This is a genomic window from Pseudomonas sp. DE0010 (assembly GCF_007680745.1).
GTDB lineage: Bacteria > Pseudomonadota > Gammaproteobacteria > Pseudomonadales > Pseudomonadaceae > Aquipseudomonas > Aquipseudomonas parafulva_B.
This window is the reverse complement of the sequence record NZ_VEJQ01000007.1, coordinates 44,135-63,097: the sequence shown is the minus strand read 5'-3', so window position 1 is coordinate 63,097 and position 18,963 is coordinate 44,135. Positions and strand designations below refer to the sequence as shown.

Sequence of the window (18,963 nt, the reverse complement as noted above, 5' to 3'; positions counted from 1 at the left end):
CATGGGCCTCAATGATCAGTGGATGCAGCGCGACCTCAAGGTCCTCTGGCACCCCTGCACCCAGATGAAAGACCACGAGCAACTGCCGCTGATACCGATCAAGCGCGGTGAAGGGGTGTGGCTCGAGGATTTCGAGGGCCGGCGCTACCTGGATGCCGTGAGCAGCTGGTGGGTAAACGTGTTCGGCCATGCCAACCCGCGTATCAATGAGCGCATCAAGGAGCAGGTCGACCAGCTTGAGCACGTGATTCTGGCAGGCTTCAGCCACCAGCCTGTCATCGAGCTGTCCGAACGCCTGGTGGCCATGACGCCGGCCGGGCTCGACCGGGTGTTCTACGCCGACAATGGCTCGTCCTGCATCGAAGTGGCGCTGAAGATGAGCTTTCACTACTGGCAGAACGTCGGCAAGCCGGACAAGAAGCGGTTCGTCACCCTGACCAACAGCTATCACGGTGAAACCATCGCCGCCATGTCCGTCGGTGACGTCCCGTTGTTCACCGAAACCTACAAGGCGTTGCTGCTCGACACCCTGAAAGTCCCGAGCCCCGATTGCTACCTGCGCCCGGAGGGCGTCAGCTGGGAGGCGCATTCGCGCACCCTGTTCCAGGTCATGGAGCAGACCTTGGCCGAGCATCATGCCTCGATCAGCGCGGTCATCATCGAGCCGTTGATCCAGGGCGCCGGCGGCATGCGCATGTACCATCCGGTCTATCTCAAGCTCTTGCGCGAAGCCTGCGATCGCTACGACGTGCACCTGATCCATGACGAGATCGCGGTTGGCTTCGGTCGCACGGGCACCATGTTCGCCTGCGAGCAGGCAGGTATTCGCCCGGACTTCCTGTGCCTGTCCAAGGCCCTGACCGGGGGGTATCTGCCCCTGGCTGCCTGCCTGACCACCGACAAGGTGTACCAGGCGTTCTATGACGACTACCGCACATTGCGCGCGTTCTTGCATTCGCACAGCTACACCGGCAACCCGCTGGCGTGCGCGGCCGCCTTGGCCACCCTCGACATCTTCGAGCAGGACAACGTGATCGAGGCCAACAAGGCGCTGGCCACGCGCATGGCCAGCGCCACCGCGCATCTGGCCGACCATGCCCACGTGGCCGAGATTCGCCAGACCGGCATGGTCCTGGCCATCGAAATGGTCCAGGACAAGGCCGGCAAGGTGCCCTACCCCTGGCAGGCGCGACGCGGCCTCAAAGTGTTCGAGCATGCCCTGACCCGTGGCGCGCTGCTGCGCCCGCTGGGCAGTGTGGTGTATTTCCTGCCACCGTATATCATCACGCCCGAACAGATCGACTTCCTGGCCGAAGTGGCCAGCGAAGGCATCGACATCGCCACCCGCGACAGCACCCGCGTGACGGTGCCCAGCACCTTCCACCCGGATTTTCGCGATCCGGGCTGATAGCGAGTCAAAGGCCATGCCTGCGACCGCGCCGGAACCTGCGCTGCATGCGTCATGCCGGCGTGGGCCTTCCGGTCGTCCTTACCTTTTCAGAGCTTACCCATGAGACTGTCCCGCTTCTTCATCGACGCCCCCCTGAGCCTTGGCGAACACGACCTGCCCGAGGCACAGGCCCACTACATCGGCCGCGTATTGCGCATGGCGGCGGGTGACCCCGTGCAGCTGTTCGACGGCAGCGGCCAGGAATACCGTGGACAGTTGCTGGAGGTGGGCAAGAAAGCCGTGCGCGTGAGCCTGGACCAGGCATTCGCTGGCCAAGCCGACTCACCGCTGCAGGTGCACCTGGGTCAAGGGCTGTCGCGGGGCGAGCGTATGGACTGGGCCATCCAGAAAGCCACCGAGCTGGGCGCCAATGAGATCACCCCGATCGTCAGCGAGCGGTGCGAGGTGCGCCTGAAGGACGAGCGCGCCGACAAGCGCCTGGCCCACTGGCGGCAAGTGGCGATCAGCGCCTGCGAACAGTGTGGCCGCTCCAGCCTGCCGATCATCCACCCGCCCATCACCCTGGCTCAGTGGCTGGCCGCCACCCAGGCGCAGCTCAAGCTGGTGTTGCACCCGGTAGCCGAACCGCTGGTCAGTCATGCCAAACCGGCAAGCCTGGCTTTTCTGATTGGCCCGGAAGGCGGCTTGAGCGAACCCGAGGTGGAGCAGGCCAAGGCAGCGGGCTTTCATGCGGCGCGCCTGGGCCCGCGGGTATTGCGCACCGAAACCGCCCCCGTGGTGGCCCTTTCAGTGGCACAACAGCTCTGGGGTGATTTCTAAGCTTTCCCAGGCGCACGGGCGGTGCTCGCAGGCTGGGGTGATCAACGCACGTAGTGCGACACCGCCACGAAATGCATCAGGCTGCCGGCAATCACGAACAAGTGCCAGATGCCATGCCAGTGACGAAAACGCCGGTCGAATGCGAAAAAGATGATGCCCACGGTGTAGAACACGCCCCCTGCGGCCAGCCAGGCAAAACCGGCGGTACCCAGCGCCTGCAGCAGCGGGTTGACGGCGACCAGCACGATCCAGCCCATCACGGCGTAGATCACGATGGACAAGACCCGTGCTTCGGAGCGCGGCTTGATTTCCTGCAGCATGCCCAGTACTGCCAGCCCCCAGACGATGCCGAACAGGCTCCAGCCCCAAGGCCCGCGCAGGCTGATCAGACAGAAAGGCGTGTAGCTGCCGGCAATCAGTAGGTAAATAGAGAGGTGATCGAGCTTGCGCATGATCACCTTCGCCCGCCCGCGCGTGCTGTGATACAGCGTGGAAATGCTGTACAGCAGCAACAGCGTGCCGCCGTAGATGGAGAAACTGACGATCTTCCAGGGGTCTCCCTGCAGGATGGCCCCGACGATCAGCCAGAGGGCACCGAGGCCTGCCAGCAACGCACCCACCAAGTGGGTCCAGGCATTGAAGCGTTCACCGTAATACATGCACTTAAAGACCTTTCGAAACCCATCCAGTTTCAGCCACGACAATCGACGCACAACGGCCGCACGCTCTAACCCGGCGCTTGCAGCCTGCCGCTGCGTTGCGCGTCCCTGACCAGGCGCTCGAGCCCCACCAGGTCAGGTACGCGCGCCACCTGATCCCCTACCTGGACAGCGGCCAACTCAAGGGGTGCCAATGCCACGTCGACGTAGTTGAGCTGGCTGTCGAGCTTGCACGAGCGCGGTATGCCTTGCAGCAGCAAGGCTAGGTAACGCAAGCCCGTGTCGCCCAATGCGTTGAGCACCACCACGCGGGCCCGTTCGCCACAGGGCGTGTGGCTGTCGCAGGCCGCTTCGAAACCGATCAGGGGCAAGCGCTGTTGGCGCCAGTCGACCCAGCCCAGGTGCCAGGGCAGGTCACCGCGCTGGCACGCCACATTGCGCAGTCCACTGAGTTCAGCCACGGCCACATTGGGTAGCACCAACGTACGGTCGCCCAAAGGCAGCAACAGCCCGGTGAGGCTGCTGCGCTGCCCGGCTATCAGTTCAAGCATGGGACTGGCTCCACTGGAGGATGCTGTGCAGCAATACCGACTCCTGATAAGGCTTGCCGAGGTATTCGTTGACCCCGATGGCCATGGCTCGGTCGCGGTGCTTCTGCCCCGTACGCGAGGTGATCATGATGATGGGCAGGTCCTTGAGACGGGCGTCCTGGCGAATGCGGGTCGCCACTTCGAAACCGTCCATGCGCGGCATTTCGATATCCAGCAGCAACACATCGGGCCGGTGCCCTTCCAGCACCGCCATGGCATCCACCCCGTCCTTGGCGGTGATCACGCTCATGCCATGGCGCTCCAAGAGCCGGCTGGTGACCTTGCGCACCGTGACCGAGTCATCCACCACCATCACCAGCAAGGTGCGATCCGGGGTTGCTGCCGGCAGCAACCCACGTGGCGTGCCTCCAGGCAGACGAGCAAGCCGCCGTTGCTGGCCGCGCAACTGCCCCAGAAGGTCCAGAATCAGCACCACTCGCCCATCCCCCAGCAACGTTGCACCCGACAGGCCGGCAACGGCCGCGAACTGCGGGCCCAGGCTTTTGACCACGATCTCCCGGCTGGGCGACAAGCTGTCGACCTGGATGGCGAACGACTGCTCCTGCGAATGCACCAGCAGCAAGGGCAATGGCACGCTCTGGCCCAGCAGCGTGGGACGCGGGGCGCCCTGCACCAGCTCGCCCAGGTAGCGCAGCTGGTACTGATGGCCTGCATAGGTGTAGCGCGGCGGCTCCTGCTCGTAGCAGGCCGCCAGTTCGGCGGGCGGTACCCGCACGATGCCTTCGATGATGTTGAGCGGGATCGCGTACTGCTCATCGCCCAGGTGCACCATCAGTGCGCGGTTGATCGACACCGTGAACGGCAGGCGAATCTGAAAACGCGCCCCCTTGCCCTGGGCCGACTCGATGGTCATCGAGCCGCCCAACTGCTTGACCTCTTCGTGGACCACGTCCATGCCCAGGCCCCGACCTGAAATCTGCGTGATCTTTTCGGCCGTGGAAAAGCCCGGCCTGAGGATGAACTGCAGTATCTCGTGGTCGCTCAGCTGCGCCTGCGGGTCCAGCAGGCCGCGCTTGATGGCCTTGAGCCGGACAGCGTGTAGCGGCACGCCGGCGCCGTCGTCGGTCATCTCGATGACGATGTCCGCCCCCTCGTGCAGCAGGTTCAGGTGGATCGTGCCCTGCTCGGGCTTGCCCGCGGCCAATCGGGCTTCGCGACTTTCCAGGCCATGGTCGACGGCATTGCGCAACATGTGTTCAAGGGGCGCCACCATGCGTTCCAGCACGCTGCGATCCAGCTCCCCCTCGGCGTTGCCCACCACCAGCTCGACCTGCTTGCCCAGCTCGCTCGCCACCTGCCGCACCACGCGCTGCAAGCGCGGCACCAGGCGTTCGAAGGGCACCATCAAGGTTGCCGTCAGGCCTTCCTGCAGTTGGCTGTTGACCCGCGCCTGCTGCTGGAGCAGGCCATAGGCTTCCTGGGCGCGCTGGGCCATGGTCTCCTTCAGGTCCAGCAGGTCCGAGGCCGACTCGAACAGGGCCCGCGACAACTGCTGCAACTGCGAGTGGCGGTCCATTTCCAGTGGGTCGAAATCTTCATAGACATCGCCTTCGATCTGCTGGCGGCTGGAGATCCGGCCCTGGGTTTCGATATCCAGGCGCAGCAGCTGGTCACGCATGCGCTCGAGCGTGGTTTCCATTTCGTTGAGCGTGAACTGGGCGTCATTGACCTGCTGCTCGATACGCCCACGGATGATCGAATGCTCACCGGCCAGGTTGCCCAGGTCGTCCAGCAATTCGGCATCGACCTTGACCATATCCCCCGGTACTCGCTCAGGGGTTACTGCCGGCCCTTCGCTGGCGGCAGTTTCGACCGGGCTGGTGCCGGCCGCGCTGTCGGTCAGCCCTGCGCTGCTGAAGTTGCGGATGTAATCGATCAGCGCCGTGGCAGCGTGCAGCGGTTGCCCCAGGCGCACGGCATCGAGCATGTGCGCCAGGCGGTCGTGGCAGTTCTGCAACAGCGAGAACAAGGCCCCGCTCGGTGGCAGGCGCCCTGCCGCGAGCAACTCGTACAAAAATTCCAGCTCATGGGCCAGGTCACCGATGGGGCCGATTTCGACCATGCGTGCCACCCCTTTGAGGGTGTGCAGGTCGCGCATCAGGTTGTCCACCTCCACCGTGCTGCGTGGGTCGGCCTGCCACCGCGCCAGGGCCGCCGCAGCGCTCTCGACGATGTCCGAGCTTTCTTCGAGAAAGACCTCCATCAGCTCTTCCCCGGCGCTTTCCGGAGCCTGGGACGGCTGTACTGGCGCCGGGTCGAGGGCTACGTCAGGGGTCGGTGTGTCGATCAGTTGCACGTCCATGTCCGGGTGCAGCGGTATGACACTGTCGAGGCCCACGCGCCCGGTGGCATCGGGAGCAAGCCCTTGCCCCTGCAGGTCGCGCAGACGGGTCACCAGCGCCGTACGCGGGGCGACGTCCTGGCCAGCAGCCAGCTCGTCGAGCATGTCCAGCAGCGCTTCGTGGGCGTGCTGGGCATGGGTGAAGAACTGCCCATCGGCAGGCAGACTGCCCTCCTCCACAGCACCGTACAGGTCCAGCAAGGCTTCGCACACCTCATCGACCTGCCACAGATCGGCTGAATGGGCGGCATGGGCAAGTTCAGTCATGTCATCGAGCAGCGTGTCCAAGGCCCCCCGTTGGGCCGGGTGCCGCTGCCAGTCGGCCAGCAACGTCTCGGCATCCAGCAGGCGGTCCATGGCCTGTGACAGGAACGTTGCGACCTGTTGCGGGTCGCGAGCGTTGCCGGTCGAGGCATGCGCATCGCCACCCAGGGCGGCAATACGCGTATCCAAGGCCAACTCAACCTGCTCGATCAACTGGGCCGCGCCGGGCAGGGGGTCGAACGGGGTGGTGGATAACTGCGCCAGGCCCTGCCCGAACATCGACGCGGCGGCCGTGAGCCAGCGCAACTCCGTTTCGTCGAGCAGCAGGTCGTGCGCCTTGTACTCACGCGCCAGCCGATCGAATACGGTGGCAAGTTCGGCCATGGGCAAGACCCCGGCCATGGCCGCACTGCCCTTGAGGGTGTGCAAGGCCCGCTGCAGGGCGTCGTCCACAGGGACGCCGTGCTGGGCATGTGCCAGGAACGTATCGAGGCTGGCCAGGTGGCCTTGCGCCTCGGAACGGAAGATGTCCAGCAACTGCGGGTCGAGCCCCTGCGCGTTGGCCGCGGCTGGCAAATCGCGCTCGGCAAGGGCATGCAGGCGGCCCACCAATTGCTGTACTGCGCTCACGTGCGGCAGGTGCCCTGCGGCGAAGTCAGCGAGCACCTCGGGCAGTTGCGCGAACGCTTGCTCAAGCGCTATCTGCCCGTCTGCGCCAACCACGTTGCGGCCGGCAAGCACGCGGTTGAGCAGGTGCTCGGCGGCCCAAGCCAGCTCTGCCAACGCCTGGGCATGCACCAGGCGGGCTGCGCCCTTGAGCGTATGCAACGCCCGGTGCACGTCGATCAGCGCGTCCTGCTGCTGGTGGTCGGCACGCCAGTTCAGCCAGTGCCGCTCAATGTCCTGAAGCAGTGTTTGGGCTTCTTCGATGAATACGCCACGCAACTCGTCCTGAAGGCCGTCCCCGTCCTCCAGGTCGGCATGCTCTTGTGCGGTGGAACAGTGGACGCCCAACGCCCCCAGGCGCTCGCGGGCCATGACGATGAAGCGCTGGGCGTCGGCCAGCGGGTCGGCCACGCGCCATTGCAGGTAGCATTCGCCAGCGCTCAAGGCTTCGGCCAGCAGCGTCAGTTCCTCGGAGAAGGGGTCGGCCTGCGCCTGTTGTACCCAGCCTTGGACAAACGCCGTGCAGCGCGCGAACACCTCGGCAGCTGCCGGCAGCATCAGCATGGCCAAGGCGCCGCGCACCTGCTGGAGCAAACCTGGCAAGGCCTGCAGGTGTTGACGGGGCCAACCCGACTCCAGGCAATCGCCCAACAGGTCCTTGGCTTGCTGCAACACGTTCAGCGACTCTCGCAGCACGACCAGGCGAATCTCGGCGACATCGGCGCCCGGCAGGCCTGCCTCTCCCCCTTCTTCGAGCGGCCCGACCATGCCGTTGAGCGTGGCCTCCACATACAGCAATGCGCCCGCCACATCCATCAACACCGCGTCATCCACGGCCCGATCGCCCTGGGCCAGCCCTTGCAGCGTCATCACTTGATCGATGATGACCCGACGCGGCTGCTGGAAACCCAGCACAGCCAGGGTATCGGCCACGTGGCGCAGGGGAGCGAGCAACACTTCGAGTTGTTCATTGTGCTGCCGGTCGCTGCGCACGAACTGGTCCAGGCGGTCCTTGATGCGCATGAGGTCGTCACACAATGCCGCCACCACCGACCTTAGCGCATCGCGGCCCTCCCCGGCCTGCAACTGCTCGCGCCAGTTGCCCAGCGACACGTCAAGGTTCGCCAGGTCCTCGGCACCTGCCAGACGCTGGCCTGCACTGCCGAGCAGGCGGCCATGAACCACCGGTTCCGCGCCTCGGCAAGCACGCAGCTGGTTGAGGAGCGGCAACATCACCAGTGGCAGGTCATGGCGAGCGCCGCGCAGACGTTCCAGGTACGAAGGCAACAGCTCCAGGCCCCTGAACAGCGCGCCCAGGCAGTCGCCTCGCGGGGTGACCTTACCGCTGGCCAGGTCGGTCACGAGCATTTCCAGCTCCTGGGCAAGGCGCGTGGCTCCAGGCAACTCAAGCATCACCAGGCAACCGTGTACCTGGTGCAGGTTGTCCGCCACGAAGGTGAGTAGCGACAGGTCTTCAGGCTCGCCGGCAAAGCGTTCCAGCGCCTGGCGCCCCTGCCCCAGGCAATCGAGCAGGGCAGCCTTGGTCCAGGCCAAGCCCACGGTATCGTGGCGGGCAGGGCCAGCAATGGAGCCGGGCATGGGCGTGGACATGGGCATTTCTCAATGGGGCTCGGCAGGTGCCGGCAGGGTGAATCCGGAAACCGAGCGGCGCATCTCGCTGGCCATGCGCGCCAGGTGACGAATACTGTCGGCGGTGGCGCCGGAACCTGCGGACGTCTGGGCGGTGATCTGCTGGATGACGGCCATGGTGTGTGAGATCTGCCCCGCCGAGGAGGTTTGCAGCTGGGCCGCATCGGAAATGCTGTGGATAAGGTCGGCAAGGTTCTGGGAAACGCCTTCGATCTCGGCCAGCGCCACGCCGGCGTCCTGGGCCAGCCTGGCGCCTCGCACGACTTCGGCCGTGGTCTGCTCCATGGAGATGACCGCTTCGTTGGTGTCGGCCTGAATGGTCCGCACAAGGGCTTCGATCTGCCGTGTAGCCGAGGACGAGCGCTCGGCCAGGCGCTGCACTTCGTCCGCGACCACGGCGAACCCGCGCCCTGCCTCACCCGCCAGGGAGGCCTGGATAGCGGCGTTCAAGGCCAGGATGTTGGTCTGGTCGGCGATGTCGTCGATCAGGCTGACGATATCGCCGATTTCCTGGGACGATTCGCCCAGGCGCTTGATGCGCTTGGCGGTGTCCTGGATCTGCTCGCGAATGTTGTTCATGCCGTCGATGGTGTTGTGCACCACCTCATTGCCCTTGTTGGCAATGGCCACGGACCGCTCGGCGACCTTGGCCGATTCGTAGGCATGGGCCGAAACACGGTCGATCGACTCGACCATGTCCCCGACTGCCTCGGAGGCTTCGCTGATCTGTTCGGCCTGCTGCTCGGACGCCTTGGCCAACTGGCGGGCCGTGTTCTGCGTGTCCTGCACCGCCGAGGCGACCTGCACCGCGCTGTGGTTGATGGTGGCGACCAGGTCGCGCAATTGGTCGACGGAGTAGTTGATGGAGTCGGCGATGGCGCCGGTGAAGTCTTCGGTCACCGAGACGGTCACCGTCAGGTCGCCATCTGCCAATTCTTCGATTTCATCGAGCAGGCGCATGATCGCCTGCTGGTTGCGTTCGTTCTTTTCGGCGGTCTCACGCAACTGACGGTTGGTGGTGCGCACCATGACCAGGCCGATGAGGATGATCGAGGCCAGTGCCAACAAGCCCAGTGCATACCCCCCAACGGTATCGAGCGTGCGCCCGCTGGCCAGGTTTTCGAAGCCGTTGGCCAGGTGCGAGGCTTCCTCGAGCAAGGTCTGCGACAGGCTGAAGATGCTGCCGGCCGCCTCCCGCACCCGGAACAGCTCCGGCGAGGTCTCGAGAATTTCATCGACCGAGCCGGCCACGAACTGGAACAGCTCGGCGATTTCCGCCAGCCGCGCCCTGGCATCGGCGTCTTCGACACGGGTCACGCCAATGGCAGCATCGCCCTTGAGCATGCCCTCGAGCACCTGGCCGAAGCGGCCAGCATCGCGGCCGAAGGCATCGGCGGCCTGCGCCGCCGCCGCATCGCCGGCCAGTACGGTGTTGACCGACCCCAGGATACGTTCGGCCAGCAGCAGCTGGCGCTGTGCCACGGCAACCTGGCTGGCCGGGGCGCCACTTTGCAGCAGGATTTCGACCACCTTTTCGTATTCGACCTGCAACTGCGGGACGGTTTCGGCCAGGGTGGCCGCCACCTGATGCAAGGACAGCACGGTCTGTTCGCTGGCCAGGATGGTGTCGGTGCTCTTGCGCAGGCTCTCCCAGTCATCGCGCACCGCTTCCATCTCTTCGCGCACCGAGGCTGGCGCCGCGGGCAGCCCGGTGGCCTTGTCGCCTTCGCGCAGGTAGCCCCAGCGACGCTCGAAGTCGTTGCGTGCATCGGACAGCAGCCTGAAGGCTACGCCCTTGCCGGCAGCCGCTTCAGTGGCGTTCTTGGCGATGCGCTGGGACAACACGCGCAGCTCGCCGGCATGGCCGATGTACTGCTTGTCGTAGTTGGACTGGGTGTTGAGGTAGGCGAAATTGGCGAACAGCAGAATGATCGAGAGGATCAGGATCAGGAACAGCACGGTGATCTGCGCAATGCTGCGGGTGCGGGGGCTCACGGTAGTGGCGGTGACGGGGGGAGCAGGCTGGTTCACGTTTGCAAGGTCCTATAACGCCACATCGAGAAAGCCCGGTGCCTGGGCCAGGGCAAAGGGGCTGAAAATCGCCCAGTAGTCGTGGTCGCGTTCAAAGCGCCCCTGAACGAAGGCCCCGGCAGCATCGGTCACCGGCAGCGCAGGTTGCAGGCTGTCGATTGCAAAGTGCTGCAGGCCTACCACTTCGTCCACCAGCAGGCCAACGAAAAGCGCCTCGTGATCAAGCACCAGGACGCGCCGCTGCTTGCCAGGCACAGCACTGCCCAGGCCGAGGAAACGGCCCAGGTCCATCACGGGCAGCAACCGGCCACGCAGATTGGCCACCCCGCATACCCAGGGTTGCACACCGGGTACTCGACTACTGCGGGGTTCACGCAGCACTTCGGCCACCTCGCCCATGGGGGCGACGAACCATTGCCCGGCCACACGAAAACCGATGCCGCTCCACTGCTGCAACCTGTCACCCGAAGCCGGTTGGTCGGCTACCAGCAGGCGGCAGCGGCGATCGATATCCAGCAACAGTTCGAAGGCGGTCAGCGACGCTCCCTGCGGGCGTGTGGTCAAGCCCCCAGCACCTCTTGGAGCTTGTGCACCAGCGCGTCTTCTTCCACAGGTTTGGTCAGGAAGTCACGTGCGCCCTGGCGCGTCGCCCAGATGCGGTCGGTTTCCTGATCCTTGGTGGTCACCACGATGACCGGAATGCCCTTGGTCTCCGGGTCCTTGCTGAGCTGGCGAGTGGCCTGGAAGCCGTTCATGCCTGGCATCACGATATCCATGAGCACTGCATCGGGCTTCTCCTGCCGGGCAAGGGCCACGCCATCGGCGCCGTTGTTGGCCTTGAGTACCTCGTGCCCGTGGTTTTCCAGCCATTGGGTCAATCGATACATCTCTGTCGGCGAGTCGTCGACAATCAGAACGCGGGCCATACGGGTTCCCCATCAGGATTCGAAAGACCGTGCCATGGCAGGGCGCGGTCAGGGTGCTGTTTGTTGAGCGGTGGCAAACCCAGGTACATGGGCCTGTATCGCCTCGATCAGTTCTTCCTTGGTAAACGGTTTGGTCAGAAACTGATCAGAACCGACCACACGCCCACGGGCCTTGTCGAACAGACCGTCGCGCGACGACAACAGAATCACCGGGACGTCCTTGAAGGTGCTGTTCTGCTTGATCACCGCGCACGTCTGGTAGCCGTCCAGACGCGGCATCAAGACATCGACGAAGATCACGGCCGGGTTGTGATCGACGATCTTGGCCAGGGCATCGAAGCCATCGCTGGCAGTGATGACCTCGCAGCCCACCTCACCGAGCAGCATCTGCGCCGTGCGGCGAATGGTGCGTGAATCGTCGATCACCATCACTTTCAGGGGTTGTTCCATAGACGCCTACCCGGGGAATTGAGCTGCACGTTGCAAGCGCCACGCTACAGGAAAGCCCAATGGGCCCGTGGCCGCTTTTCGCTTGAGGCGTGTAGCCGAAGGCTTGAAGCTGCATTTTTAGCACAGTCCGGGTAGCCATTCCATCTGCCGCGCCCCTTGACCGGCGGCGTTGGCGGCGCCACCCTGAGCCACTTTTCTTTCGATCCATCGCGGCCACGCCGCCAAGAGGAACCACCCCATGAGCGTTCGCCTCGGCATTGTCATGGACCCTATCGCGTCCATCTCCTACAAGAAGGACAGTTCGCTGGCCATGCTGCTGGCTGCCCAGGCACGCGGCTGGAGCCTGTTCTACATGGAGCAGCGCGACCTGTATCAAGGTCAAGGCAAGGCACGTGCGCGCATGCGCCCGTTGACGGTGTACGCAGACCCGGCCCGCTGGTACGAGCTGGGCGAGGAGCAGGACAGCGCCCTGGCCGAACTGGACGTGATCCTGATGCGCAAGGACCCACCCTTCGACCTGGAATTCGTCTACAGCACCTACCTGCTCGAACAAGCCGAAAGCGAAGGCGTGCTGGTGGTCAACCGCCCCCAGAGCCTGCGTGACTGCAACGAAAAGCTGTTCGCCACGCTGTTCCCGCAATGTACGCCACCCACCCTGGTCAGCCGTCGCCCGGACATCATCCGCGCGTTTGCCGCCGAGCATGGCGATGTGATCCTCAAGCCCCTGGATGGCATGGGCGGCACGTCGATCTTCCGTCACCGGGCGGGCGACCCGAACCTGTCGGTGATCCTCGAAACCCTGACCCTGCTGGGTACTCAGCAGATCATGGCCCAGGCCTACCTGCCGGCGATCAAGGACGGCGACAAGCGTATCCTGATGATCGACGGCGAGCCGATCGACTACTGCCTGGCCCGTATTCCGGCCAGCGGCGAAACCCGTGGCAACCTGGCAGCCGGCGGTCGTGGCGAAGCACGCCCCCTGAGCGAGCGCGACCGCTGGATCGCGGCGCAGGTCGGCCCGACATTGCGCGAGAAGGGCCTGCTGTTCGTCGGTCTGGACGTGATTGGCGACTACCTCACCGAAATCAACGTGACCAGCCCCACCTGCATCCGCGAAATCGACGCCGCCTACGGCACCGACATCGGCGGCCAGCTGATGGATGCCATTGATCGCCAGCTCAAGGCCCGTTGACCACGGACATTCGGTAACGGACTGGCGTGGGGTATCATGCTCACCCGCAAGCGACAGGCTGCAAGACCGGTACGGCCGCCCCGTGCCTCTGCTGCCTGTTGCGTGCCGTTTGTAGCTCGACGATGCCCCTGGATACCTGATGACGCTGCCCGCTGACATCCCCGCCGACCTGTTGCCGCCCCGCGTTCGCCCGGTGGACAGGCTGGGCTTCACGCTGTTTCTGGCGGCGCTGGTGCACCTGGCGTTGATCCTCGGGGTGGGCTTTACCGTGGTCAAGCCGGCGCAGATCAGCCGCACCATGGACATCACCCTGGCCACGTTCAAAAGCGAAAAGCCGCCGGAAAAGGCCGACTTCCAGGCGCAAGACAACCAGCAAGGCAGCGGCACCCTGGACAAGAAGGCCGTGCCCAAGACCACCGAGCTTGCGCCTTTCCAGGACACCAAGATCAACAAGATCACCCCGCCACCTGCCGCCAGGCCCGAGGTACCGCCGCCCCCGCAGAAGTCGGCGGTCGCGACCAAGGCTCCGAAGGCGCAAAAGGTCGAGCCCAAGCCCCGGGAAAGCAAGCCCCAGCCCAAGCCGAGCACGCCCGTGCGCGAGTTCGACAGCTCGCAGCTGTCCAGCCAGATCGCCAGCCTTGAGGCAGAGCTTGCCAATGAGCAGCAGCAATATGCCAAGCGCCCGCGTATCCATCGCCTGAATGCGGCCTCGACCATGCGCGACAAGGGCGCCTGGTACAAAGAGGAATGGCGCAAGAAAGTCGAACGCGTGGGCAACCTGAACTACCCGGACGAGGCACGCCGGCAGCAGATCTACGGCAACCTGCGCATGATGGTCTCGATCAACCGCGACGGGTCACTCTACGAAGTGCTGGTGCTTGAATCGTCCGGCCAGCCCGTGCTGGACCAGGCTGCCCAGCGCATCGTGCGCCTGGCCGCACCGTTCGCGCCGTTCACCGGTGACCTGGCCGAGTACGACCGGCTGGAAATCATCCGTACCTGGCGCTTCGCCAGGGGTGATCGGTTGTCCAGCAACTGAGCCGGCACGCTTGCAGCGGTGGCCGGGTGGCGCCACACTATCCCCCATGAAGAACCTCACGCCGAGCTACCTCAAGCACCAGTTCCTGATCGCCATGCCGCACATGGCCGACCCGAACTTCGCCCAGACCCTCACGTACATCGTCGAGCACAATGCTCATGGCGCGATGGGGCTTGTGGTGAACAAGCCGCAGGAACTGAACCTGGCCGACATCCTCGAGCAACTGCGCCCGGACGAAACCCCGCCGGCCAGCACGCTGCAGGTGCCTATCTACCAAGGCGGCCCGGTGCAGACCGACCGCGGCTTCGTGCTGCATACCAGCGAGTGCAGCTACCAGGCCACGGTGGAACTGCAGGGCCTCTCGCTTTCCACGTCCCAGGACGTGCTGTTCGCCATCGCCGAGGGCGTGGGCCCGGAAAAGAGCCTGATCACCTTGGGTTATGCCGGCTGGGAAGCGGGCCAGCTCGAGGCCGAACTGGCCGATAACGCCTGGCTCAACTGTGCGTTCGACCCGGATATCCTGTTTGCCATGACCAGCGAGCTGCGCCTGGAAGCGGCGGCCGCGAGCCTTGGCATCAACCTGCATCTGCTGACCAGCCAGGCGGGCCACGCCTGATGGCCGACGCGCTTGCCGCACCCCGACTGTTGCTGGGTTTCGACTATGGCACCAAGCAGATCGGCGTAGCCGTCGGCCAGGCGGTCACCGGCCAAGCCCGTGAACTCTGTACGTTGCGCGCCCAGAATGGCGTGCCGGACTGGGCCCAGGTCGAGCGCCTGATCGTTGAATGGAAGCCTGACGCCATCGTCGTCGGCCTGCCGCTGAACATGGACGGTACCCCCAGCGAAATGAGCGCCCGCGCCGAAAAATTCGCCCGCCGCCTCAATGGGCGCTTCAACCTGCCGGTGCATACCCATGACGAACGCCTGACCACGTTCGAGGCCAAGGGCGAGCGCATGGCCCGTGGCGGCCAGCGCGGCACGTACCGGGACAACCCGGTCGACGCCATCGCCGCCGCCCTGCTGCTGCAAGGCTGGCTGGAGGCCAATACCTGATCATCTTCGCGACCGGATGCATCCGGCGCACCCTTCCGAGGAACCTGCAATGAGCCTACCTGATCCTGCCGCGCTGATCCGGCAGATGGCTGTCGACCTTCGCGCCCATCTGGCCCGCCGTGCCATCGCCGAGCCACGCTACATCGGCATTCGCACCGGAGGCGTGTGGGTGGCCCAGGCGTTGCAACAGGCCATGGACGACACCAGTGCCATGGGTACGCTTGACGTGTCGTTCTATCGAGACGACTTCAGCCAGAATGGCCTGCACCCGCAGGTGCGCCCCTCGGAGCTGCCATTTGAGATCGAAGGCCAGCACCTGGTGCTGGTGGACGACGTGCTGATGAGCGGTCGCACCATTCGCGCCGCCCTCAACGAACTGTTCGACTATGGCCGCCCGGCCAGCGTCACCCTGGTCTGCCTGCTGGACCTGGATGCAGGCGAGTTGCCCATCCGCCCGAATGTGCTCGGCGCCACCTTGTCACTGGCGGCCCATGAACGGGTAAAATTGACCGGACCCGCACCGCTCGCCCTCGAGCGCCAGGACCTCGCCCCCGCTACCGCCCTTTAAGAGTCCCCCGCGATGACGCCAATCGACGCCAAGCGCCCGCTGCAGCTCAATGATCAGGGCCAGCTGCGCCATTTCCTTTCGCTTGACGGTTTGCCCCGCGAACTGCTGACCGAAATCCTCGACACTGCCGATTCCTTCCTGGAAGTCGGCGCCCGCGCCGTGAAGAAAGTGCCCTTGCTGCGTGGCAAGACGGTGTGCAACGTCTTCTTCGAGAACTCCACCCGCACCCGGACCACGTTCGAGCTGGCCGCCCAGCGCCTGTCCGCCGACGTGATCAGCCTGAATGTGTCGACCTCCTCGACCAGCAAAGGCGAGACGCTGTTCGATACCCTGCGCAACCTTGAAGCCATGGCGGCCGATATGTTCGTGGTGCGCCACTCGGATTCAGGCGCGGCGCACTTCATTGCCGAGCACGTGTGCCCGGAGGTGGCCGTGATCAACGGCGGTGACGGCCGCCATGCGCACCCGACCCAGGGCATGCTCGACATGCTCACCATTCGCCGGCACAAGGGCGGCTTCGAGAACCTCTCGGTTGCCATCGTCGGGGATATCCTTCATTCGCGCGTGGCGCGTTCGGACATGCTCGCGCTCAAGGCGCTGGGCTGCCCGGACATTCGCGTGATCGGCCCGAAAACCCTGATCCCGATCGGCATCGAGCAGTATGGCGTGAAGGTCTACACCGACCTGGCCGAAGGCCTCAAGGATGTCGACGTGGTGATCATGCTGCGCCTGCAGCGTGAGCGCATGGCCGGTGGCCTGCTGCCCAGCGAAGGCGAGTTCTACCGCCTGTTCGGCCTGACCACTGCCCGCCTGGCAGGGGCCAAGCCGGACGCCATCGTCATGCACCCCGGTCCGATCAATCGTGGAGTGGAAATCGAATCTGCCGTGGCCGATGGCAAGCATTCGGTGATCCTGAACCAGGTCACCTACGGGATCGCCGTGCGCATGGCCGTGCTGTCCATGGCCATGAGCGGGCAAAACGTACAACGTCAACTCGACCAGGAGATCGCCCAGTGAGCATCAGCATTCTTGGCGCCCGGGTCATCGACCCTCAAAGCGGCCTTGACCAGGTCACCGACCTGCACCTGGAGGGCGGCCGCATTGCCGCCATGGGCGCCGCGCCCGTTGGCTTTACCGCCAACCGCACCCTTCAGGCCGATGGGCTGGTCGTCGCCCCTGGCCTGGTGGACCTGGGCGTGTCGCTGCGCGAGCCCGGCTATAGCCGCAAAGGCACCATCGCCAGCGAGACCCGCGCGGCCGTGGCCGGTGGCGTGACCAGCCTGTGCTGCCCGCCGCAGACCCGCCCGGCCCTGGACACCTCGGCGGTGGCCGAGCTGATCCTGGACCGCGCCCGCGAGGCGGGCAACAGCAAGGTTTACCCGATCGGCGCGCTGACCAAGGGCCTGGAGGGGGAACAGTTGGCCGAGCTGGTAGGCCTGCGTGACACCGGCTGCGTCGCGTTCGGCAATGGCCTGAAGGAAATTCCCAACAACCGCACCTTGGCCCGTGCGCTGGAATACGCCGCCACGTTCGACCTGACGGTGGTGTTCCACTCCCAGGACCGCGACCTGGCCCAAGGCGGCCTTGCCCATGAAGGTGCCATGGCCAGCTTCCTGGGTTTGCCCGGCATTCCCGAAACTGCTGAAACCGTGGCGTTGGCGCGCAACCTGCTGCTAGTGGAGCAGACCGGCGTCCGCGCCCACTTCACCCAGATCACCAGCGCCCGTGGCGCGCGGCTGATCGCCCAGGCGCAAAGCCTTGGTTTGCCGGTCACTGCCGATGTCGCGTTGTACCAGTTGATCCTGACCGACGAATCGCTGCGTGAATTTTCCAGCCTGTACCACGTGCAACCGCCACTGCGTAGCGCTGCCGATCGCGATGGCCTGCGCGAGGCGGTGAAAACCGGCGTGATCCAGGCGATCTCCAGCCATCACCAACCTCATGAGCGCGATGCCAAGCTGGCCCCCTTCGGCGCCACGGAGCCTGGTATCAGCAGCGTGGACGTGTTGCTGCCATTGGCCATGACGCTGGTGGAGGATGGCTTGCTCGACCTGCCGACCTTGCTGGCGCGCCTGACCTGTGGTCCCGCTGGTGCCATGCGGCTGCCGGCTGGCCAGCTGCAGGTAGGGGCTGCGGCTGACTTGGTGGTGTTCGATCCGCAGGCCTCGACCGTGGCCGGTGAGCATTGGTACTCCCGTGGCGACAACTGCCCGTTCATCGGGCACTGCCTGCCGGGTGCCGTGCGCTATACGTTGGTCGATGGGCGTATCTGTCACGAGGCTTGAGCCTGGTGGGCCGGCGGCGGAGGATTGTGTAGGGGTTTGGGCGCTTCGGCTTTGCCGCTTGTAGCGTTGGGGCCGATTCCGGTGTGGGAAGCGGCCTTATGCCGCGATGGGCCGCGCAGCGGCCCCAACCTGCGGGCTGCGAAACCAGAGTCGGGAGTGTCAGTTTTGTTGTGTCCGGGCCGGTAGCGGCTTGCCATCAAGCAACCCCTGATTATCACCAAATGGCCTGATGAATCGATCCCCGTACAAAATCGCGAATTAATTCATCGCACTTTTCCAATCATGCGCCGCCGAGCCCCAGTTCGCCGTGATGTTTCTCAGCCCCAGCCAGATCAGCTTGGCGGCTGCTTCATCGTTTGGGAAATGACCCCAGGTCTTGATAACCTTGCGCAGCTGGGCATTGATGCTTTCGATGGCATTGATGGTGTAGATTACTTTCGGATGGCAGGCGGGAAGACAAAGAAGATAATCACGCGAACCCAGGCGCGTTTCCAGGCCGCAACGACCGTTGGATATTGCTTGGCCCAAGGCCCGCTTTCAAACTCATCGAGCGCCTGCTCAGCTGCTTCGGCGTTGATGGCCTAGTAGATCGGCTTGAGCGCCTTGGCCAGCGCCCGCCGCTTGTCCCAAATTGCAAAGTCTATATCCGGATTTTGCTTTAGAGACCCTGGGTTAGTTAATAGCAACTTTCATACACTGAGCGGGCACCGCAATACGAATAAGCCGTAGGGGGCTTTCGAGAAAGCTTTCCTTCAATCTAAATACATTGGCCGAAGATTCCAGAAAATCTTAACAGTGTGAGTATTTGCGCGCCTTCAGCATTAACCTTCAACCTACGCGCACAGCGTTCCAACAATCGAATCGAAAGGGAGCTCTCAAGCTTGGGCACTTGCTTGCTGACGGCCGACGCGGTCAAACCTAGACGTGTCGACGCATGAACAAAACTCCCCGTTTCTACGACCACTGCAAAAGCCGCCATACAGGGCAACATTCCACAT

The 18,963-nt window shown here is 64.4% G+C and carries 17 protein-coding genes and 1 pseudogene; 9 read left to right on the top strand and 9 right to left on the bottom strand.

All coding sequences use genetic code 11. The features are described from left to right. Position 1: 1 nt before the first annotated feature. Positions 2-1,408: an adenosylmethionine--8-amino-7-oxononanoate transaminase gene (locus FS767_RS07580; RefSeq protein ID WP_058638876.1), complete on the top strand. Its 1,407-nt coding sequence runs from the start codon at positions 2-4 to the stop codon at positions 1,406-1,408. A 102-nt stretch (positions 1,409-1,510) separates the two neighbouring features. Then, positions 1,511-2,230 carry a 16S rRNA (uracil(1498)-N(3))-methyltransferase gene (locus tag FS767_RS07575; protein ID WP_144964740.1) on the top strand — a complete coding sequence of 240 codons (720 nt, stop codon included), beginning with the start codon at positions 1,511-1,513 and terminating at the stop codon, positions 2,228-2,230. A 41-nt stretch (positions 2,231-2,271) separates the two neighbouring features. Here the strand turns inward: FS767_RS07575 and FS767_RS07570 are convergent, their stop codons facing one another. From FS767_RS07570 to FS767_RS07540, 7 genes are all read right to left on the bottom strand, one after another. After that, positions 2,272-2,889, bottom strand: a complete 618-nt coding sequence (locus tag FS767_RS07570) for a hemolysin III family protein (RefSeq protein WP_023532881.1) — start codon at positions 2,887-2,889, stop codon at positions 2,272-2,274. A 68-nt stretch (positions 2,890-2,957) separates the two neighbouring features. Then, positions 2,958-3,440, bottom strand: coding sequence for a chemotaxis protein CheW (locus tag FS767_RS07565; RefSeq protein ID WP_144964739.1), 483 nt, complete (start codon positions 3,438-3,440; stop codon positions 2,958-2,960). Next, complete coding sequence (locus FS767_RS07560; RefSeq protein WP_256674243.1) at positions 3,433-8,382, bottom strand: Hpt domain-containing protein; 4,950 nt, start codon at positions 8,380-8,382, stop codon at positions 3,433-3,435. The genes FS767_RS07565 and FS767_RS07560 overlap by 8 nt, the downstream gene beginning before the upstream one ends. A gap of 9 nt (positions 8,383-8,391) precedes the next feature. Then, entirely contained in the window at positions 8,392-10,416 is a 2,025-nt protein-coding gene (locus FS767_RS07555; RefSeq protein WP_241493095.1) for a methyl-accepting chemotaxis protein, read from the bottom strand. A 48-nt stretch (positions 10,417-10,464) separates the two neighbouring features. After that, positions 10,465-11,016: a chemotaxis protein CheW gene (locus FS767_RS07550; protein WP_144964738.1), complete on the bottom strand. Its 552-nt coding sequence runs from the start codon at positions 11,014-11,016 to the stop codon at positions 10,465-10,467. Continuing rightward, complete coding sequence (pilH, locus tag FS767_RS07545) at positions 11,013-11,378, bottom strand: twitching motility response regulator PilH (RefSeq protein ID WP_058638872.1); 366 nt, start codon at positions 11,376-11,378, stop codon at positions 11,013-11,015. Before pilH ends, FS767_RS07550 begins: the two co-directional genes overlap by 4 nt. Before the next feature lie 48 nt (positions 11,379-11,426). Further along, positions 11,427-11,828, bottom strand: a complete 402-nt coding sequence (locus FS767_RS07540; protein ID WP_058604060.1) for a PleD family two-component system response regulator — start codon at positions 11,826-11,828, stop codon at positions 11,427-11,429. A gap of 238 nt (positions 11,829-12,066) precedes the next feature. Here FS767_RS07540 and gshB point away from each other — a divergent pair, with 238 nt between their 5' ends. The 7 genes from gshB to FS767_RS07505 all read left to right on the top strand — a co-directional run bounded on the left by gshB (position 12,067) and on the right by FS767_RS07505 (position 17,965). After that, complete coding sequence (gshB, locus tag FS767_RS07535) at positions 12,067-13,020, top strand: glutathione synthase (RefSeq protein ID WP_144964737.1); 954 nt, start codon at positions 12,067-12,069, stop codon at positions 13,018-13,020. Between the two features lie 139 nt (positions 13,021-13,159). Beyond that, a complete protein-coding gene (locus FS767_RS07530) occupies positions 13,160-14,059 on the top strand; it encodes an energy transducer TonB (protein ID WP_027914038.1) in 900 nt (299 codons plus the stop codon). A gap of 46 nt (positions 14,060-14,105) precedes the next feature. Beyond that, on the top strand, positions 14,106-14,675 hold the full coding sequence (locus FS767_RS07525) for a YqgE/AlgH family protein (RefSeq protein WP_023532990.1): 570 nt from the start codon (positions 14,106-14,108) through the stop codon (positions 14,673-14,675). Further along, the gene (gene ruvX / locus FS767_RS07520) at positions 14,675-15,112 is read left to right on the top strand and encodes a Holliday junction resolvase RuvX (RefSeq protein WP_144964736.1); all 438 of its coding nucleotides are present in this window, start codon (positions 14,675-14,677) and stop codon (positions 15,110-15,112) included. Before FS767_RS07525 ends, ruvX begins: the two co-directional genes overlap by 1 nt. A gap of 49 nt (positions 15,113-15,161) precedes the next feature. Next, the gene (gene pyrR / locus FS767_RS07515) at positions 15,162-15,680 is read left to right on the top strand and encodes a bifunctional pyr operon transcriptional regulator/uracil phosphoribosyltransferase PyrR (protein ID WP_144964735.1); all 519 of its coding nucleotides are present in this window, start codon (positions 15,162-15,164) and stop codon (positions 15,678-15,680) included. Between the two features lie 12 nt (positions 15,681-15,692). Beyond that, on the top strand, positions 15,693-16,697 hold the full coding sequence (locus tag FS767_RS07510; protein WP_058604064.1) for an aspartate carbamoyltransferase catalytic subunit: 1,005 nt from the start codon (positions 15,693-15,695) through the stop codon (positions 16,695-16,697). Then, positions 16,694-17,965 carry a dihydroorotase gene (locus FS767_RS07505; protein ID WP_144964734.1) on the top strand — a complete coding sequence of 424 codons (1,272 nt, stop codon included), beginning with the start codon at positions 16,694-16,696 and terminating at the stop codon, positions 17,963-17,965. Before FS767_RS07510 ends, FS767_RS07505 begins: the two co-directional genes overlap by 4 nt. A 258-nt stretch (positions 17,966-18,223) precedes the next feature. Here FS767_RS07505 and FS767_RS07500 read toward each other — a convergent pair. After that, positions 18,224-18,543: pseudogene (locus FS767_RS07500) on the bottom strand (transposase). A gap of 179 nt (positions 18,544-18,722) precedes the next feature. Then, positions 18,723-18,944: a LysR family transcriptional regulator gene (locus tag FS767_RS23455; protein WP_371921579.1), complete on the bottom strand. Its 222-nt coding sequence runs from the start codon at positions 18,942-18,944 to the stop codon at positions 18,723-18,725. Between the last annotated feature and the right edge of the window lie 19 nt (positions 18,945-18,963).

Bases quoted from the DNA above. Each gene is read 5' to 3' on its own strand.
- FS767_RS07580 (WP_058638876.1), top strand. From the start codon at position 2: ATGGGCCTCAATGATCAGTGGATGCAGCGCGACCTCAAGGTCCTCTGG.
- FS767_RS07575 (WP_144964740.1), top strand. From the start codon at position 1,511: ATGAGACTGTCCCGCTTCTTCATCGACGCCCCCCTGAGCCTTGGCGAA.
- FS767_RS07570 (WP_023532881.1), bottom strand. From the start codon at position 2,889: ATGTATTACGGTGAACGCTTCAATGCCTGGACCCACTTGGTGGGTGCG.
- FS767_RS07565 (WP_144964739.1), bottom strand. From the start codon at position 3,440: ATGCTTGAACTGATAGCCGGGCAGCGCAGCAGCCTCACCGGGCTGTTG.
- FS767_RS07560 (WP_256674243.1), bottom strand. From the start codon at position 8,382: ATGTCCACGCCCATGCCCGGCTCCATTGCTGGCCCTGCCCGCCACGAT.
- pilH (WP_058638872.1), bottom strand. From the start codon at position 11,378: ATGGCCCGCGTTCTGATTGTCGACGACTCGCCGACAGAGATGTATCGA.
- FS767_RS07540 (WP_058604060.1), bottom strand. From the start codon at position 11,828: ATGGAACAACCCCTGAAAGTGATGGTGATCGACGATTCACGCACCATT.
- gshB (WP_144964737.1), top strand. From the start codon at position 12,067: ATGAGCGTTCGCCTCGGCATTGTCATGGACCCTATCGCGTCCATCTCC.
- FS767_RS07530 (WP_027914038.1), top strand. From the start codon at position 13,160: ATGACGCTGCCCGCTGACATCCCCGCCGACCTGTTGCCGCCCCGCGTT.
- FS767_RS07525 (WP_023532990.1), top strand. From the start codon at position 14,106: ATGAAGAACCTCACGCCGAGCTACCTCAAGCACCAGTTCCTGATCGCC.
- ruvX (WP_144964736.1), top strand. From the start codon at position 14,675: ATGGCCGACGCGCTTGCCGCACCCCGACTGTTGCTGGGTTTCGACTAT.
- pyrR (WP_144964735.1), top strand. From the start codon at position 15,162: ATGAGCCTACCTGATCCTGCCGCGCTGATCCGGCAGATGGCTGTCGAC.
- FS767_RS07510 (WP_058604064.1), top strand. From the start codon at position 15,693: ATGACGCCAATCGACGCCAAGCGCCCGCTGCAGCTCAATGATCAGGGC.
- FS767_RS23455 (WP_371921579.1), bottom strand. From the start codon at position 18,944: ATGGCGGCTTTTGCAGTGGTCGTAGAAACGGGGAGTTTTGTTCATGCG.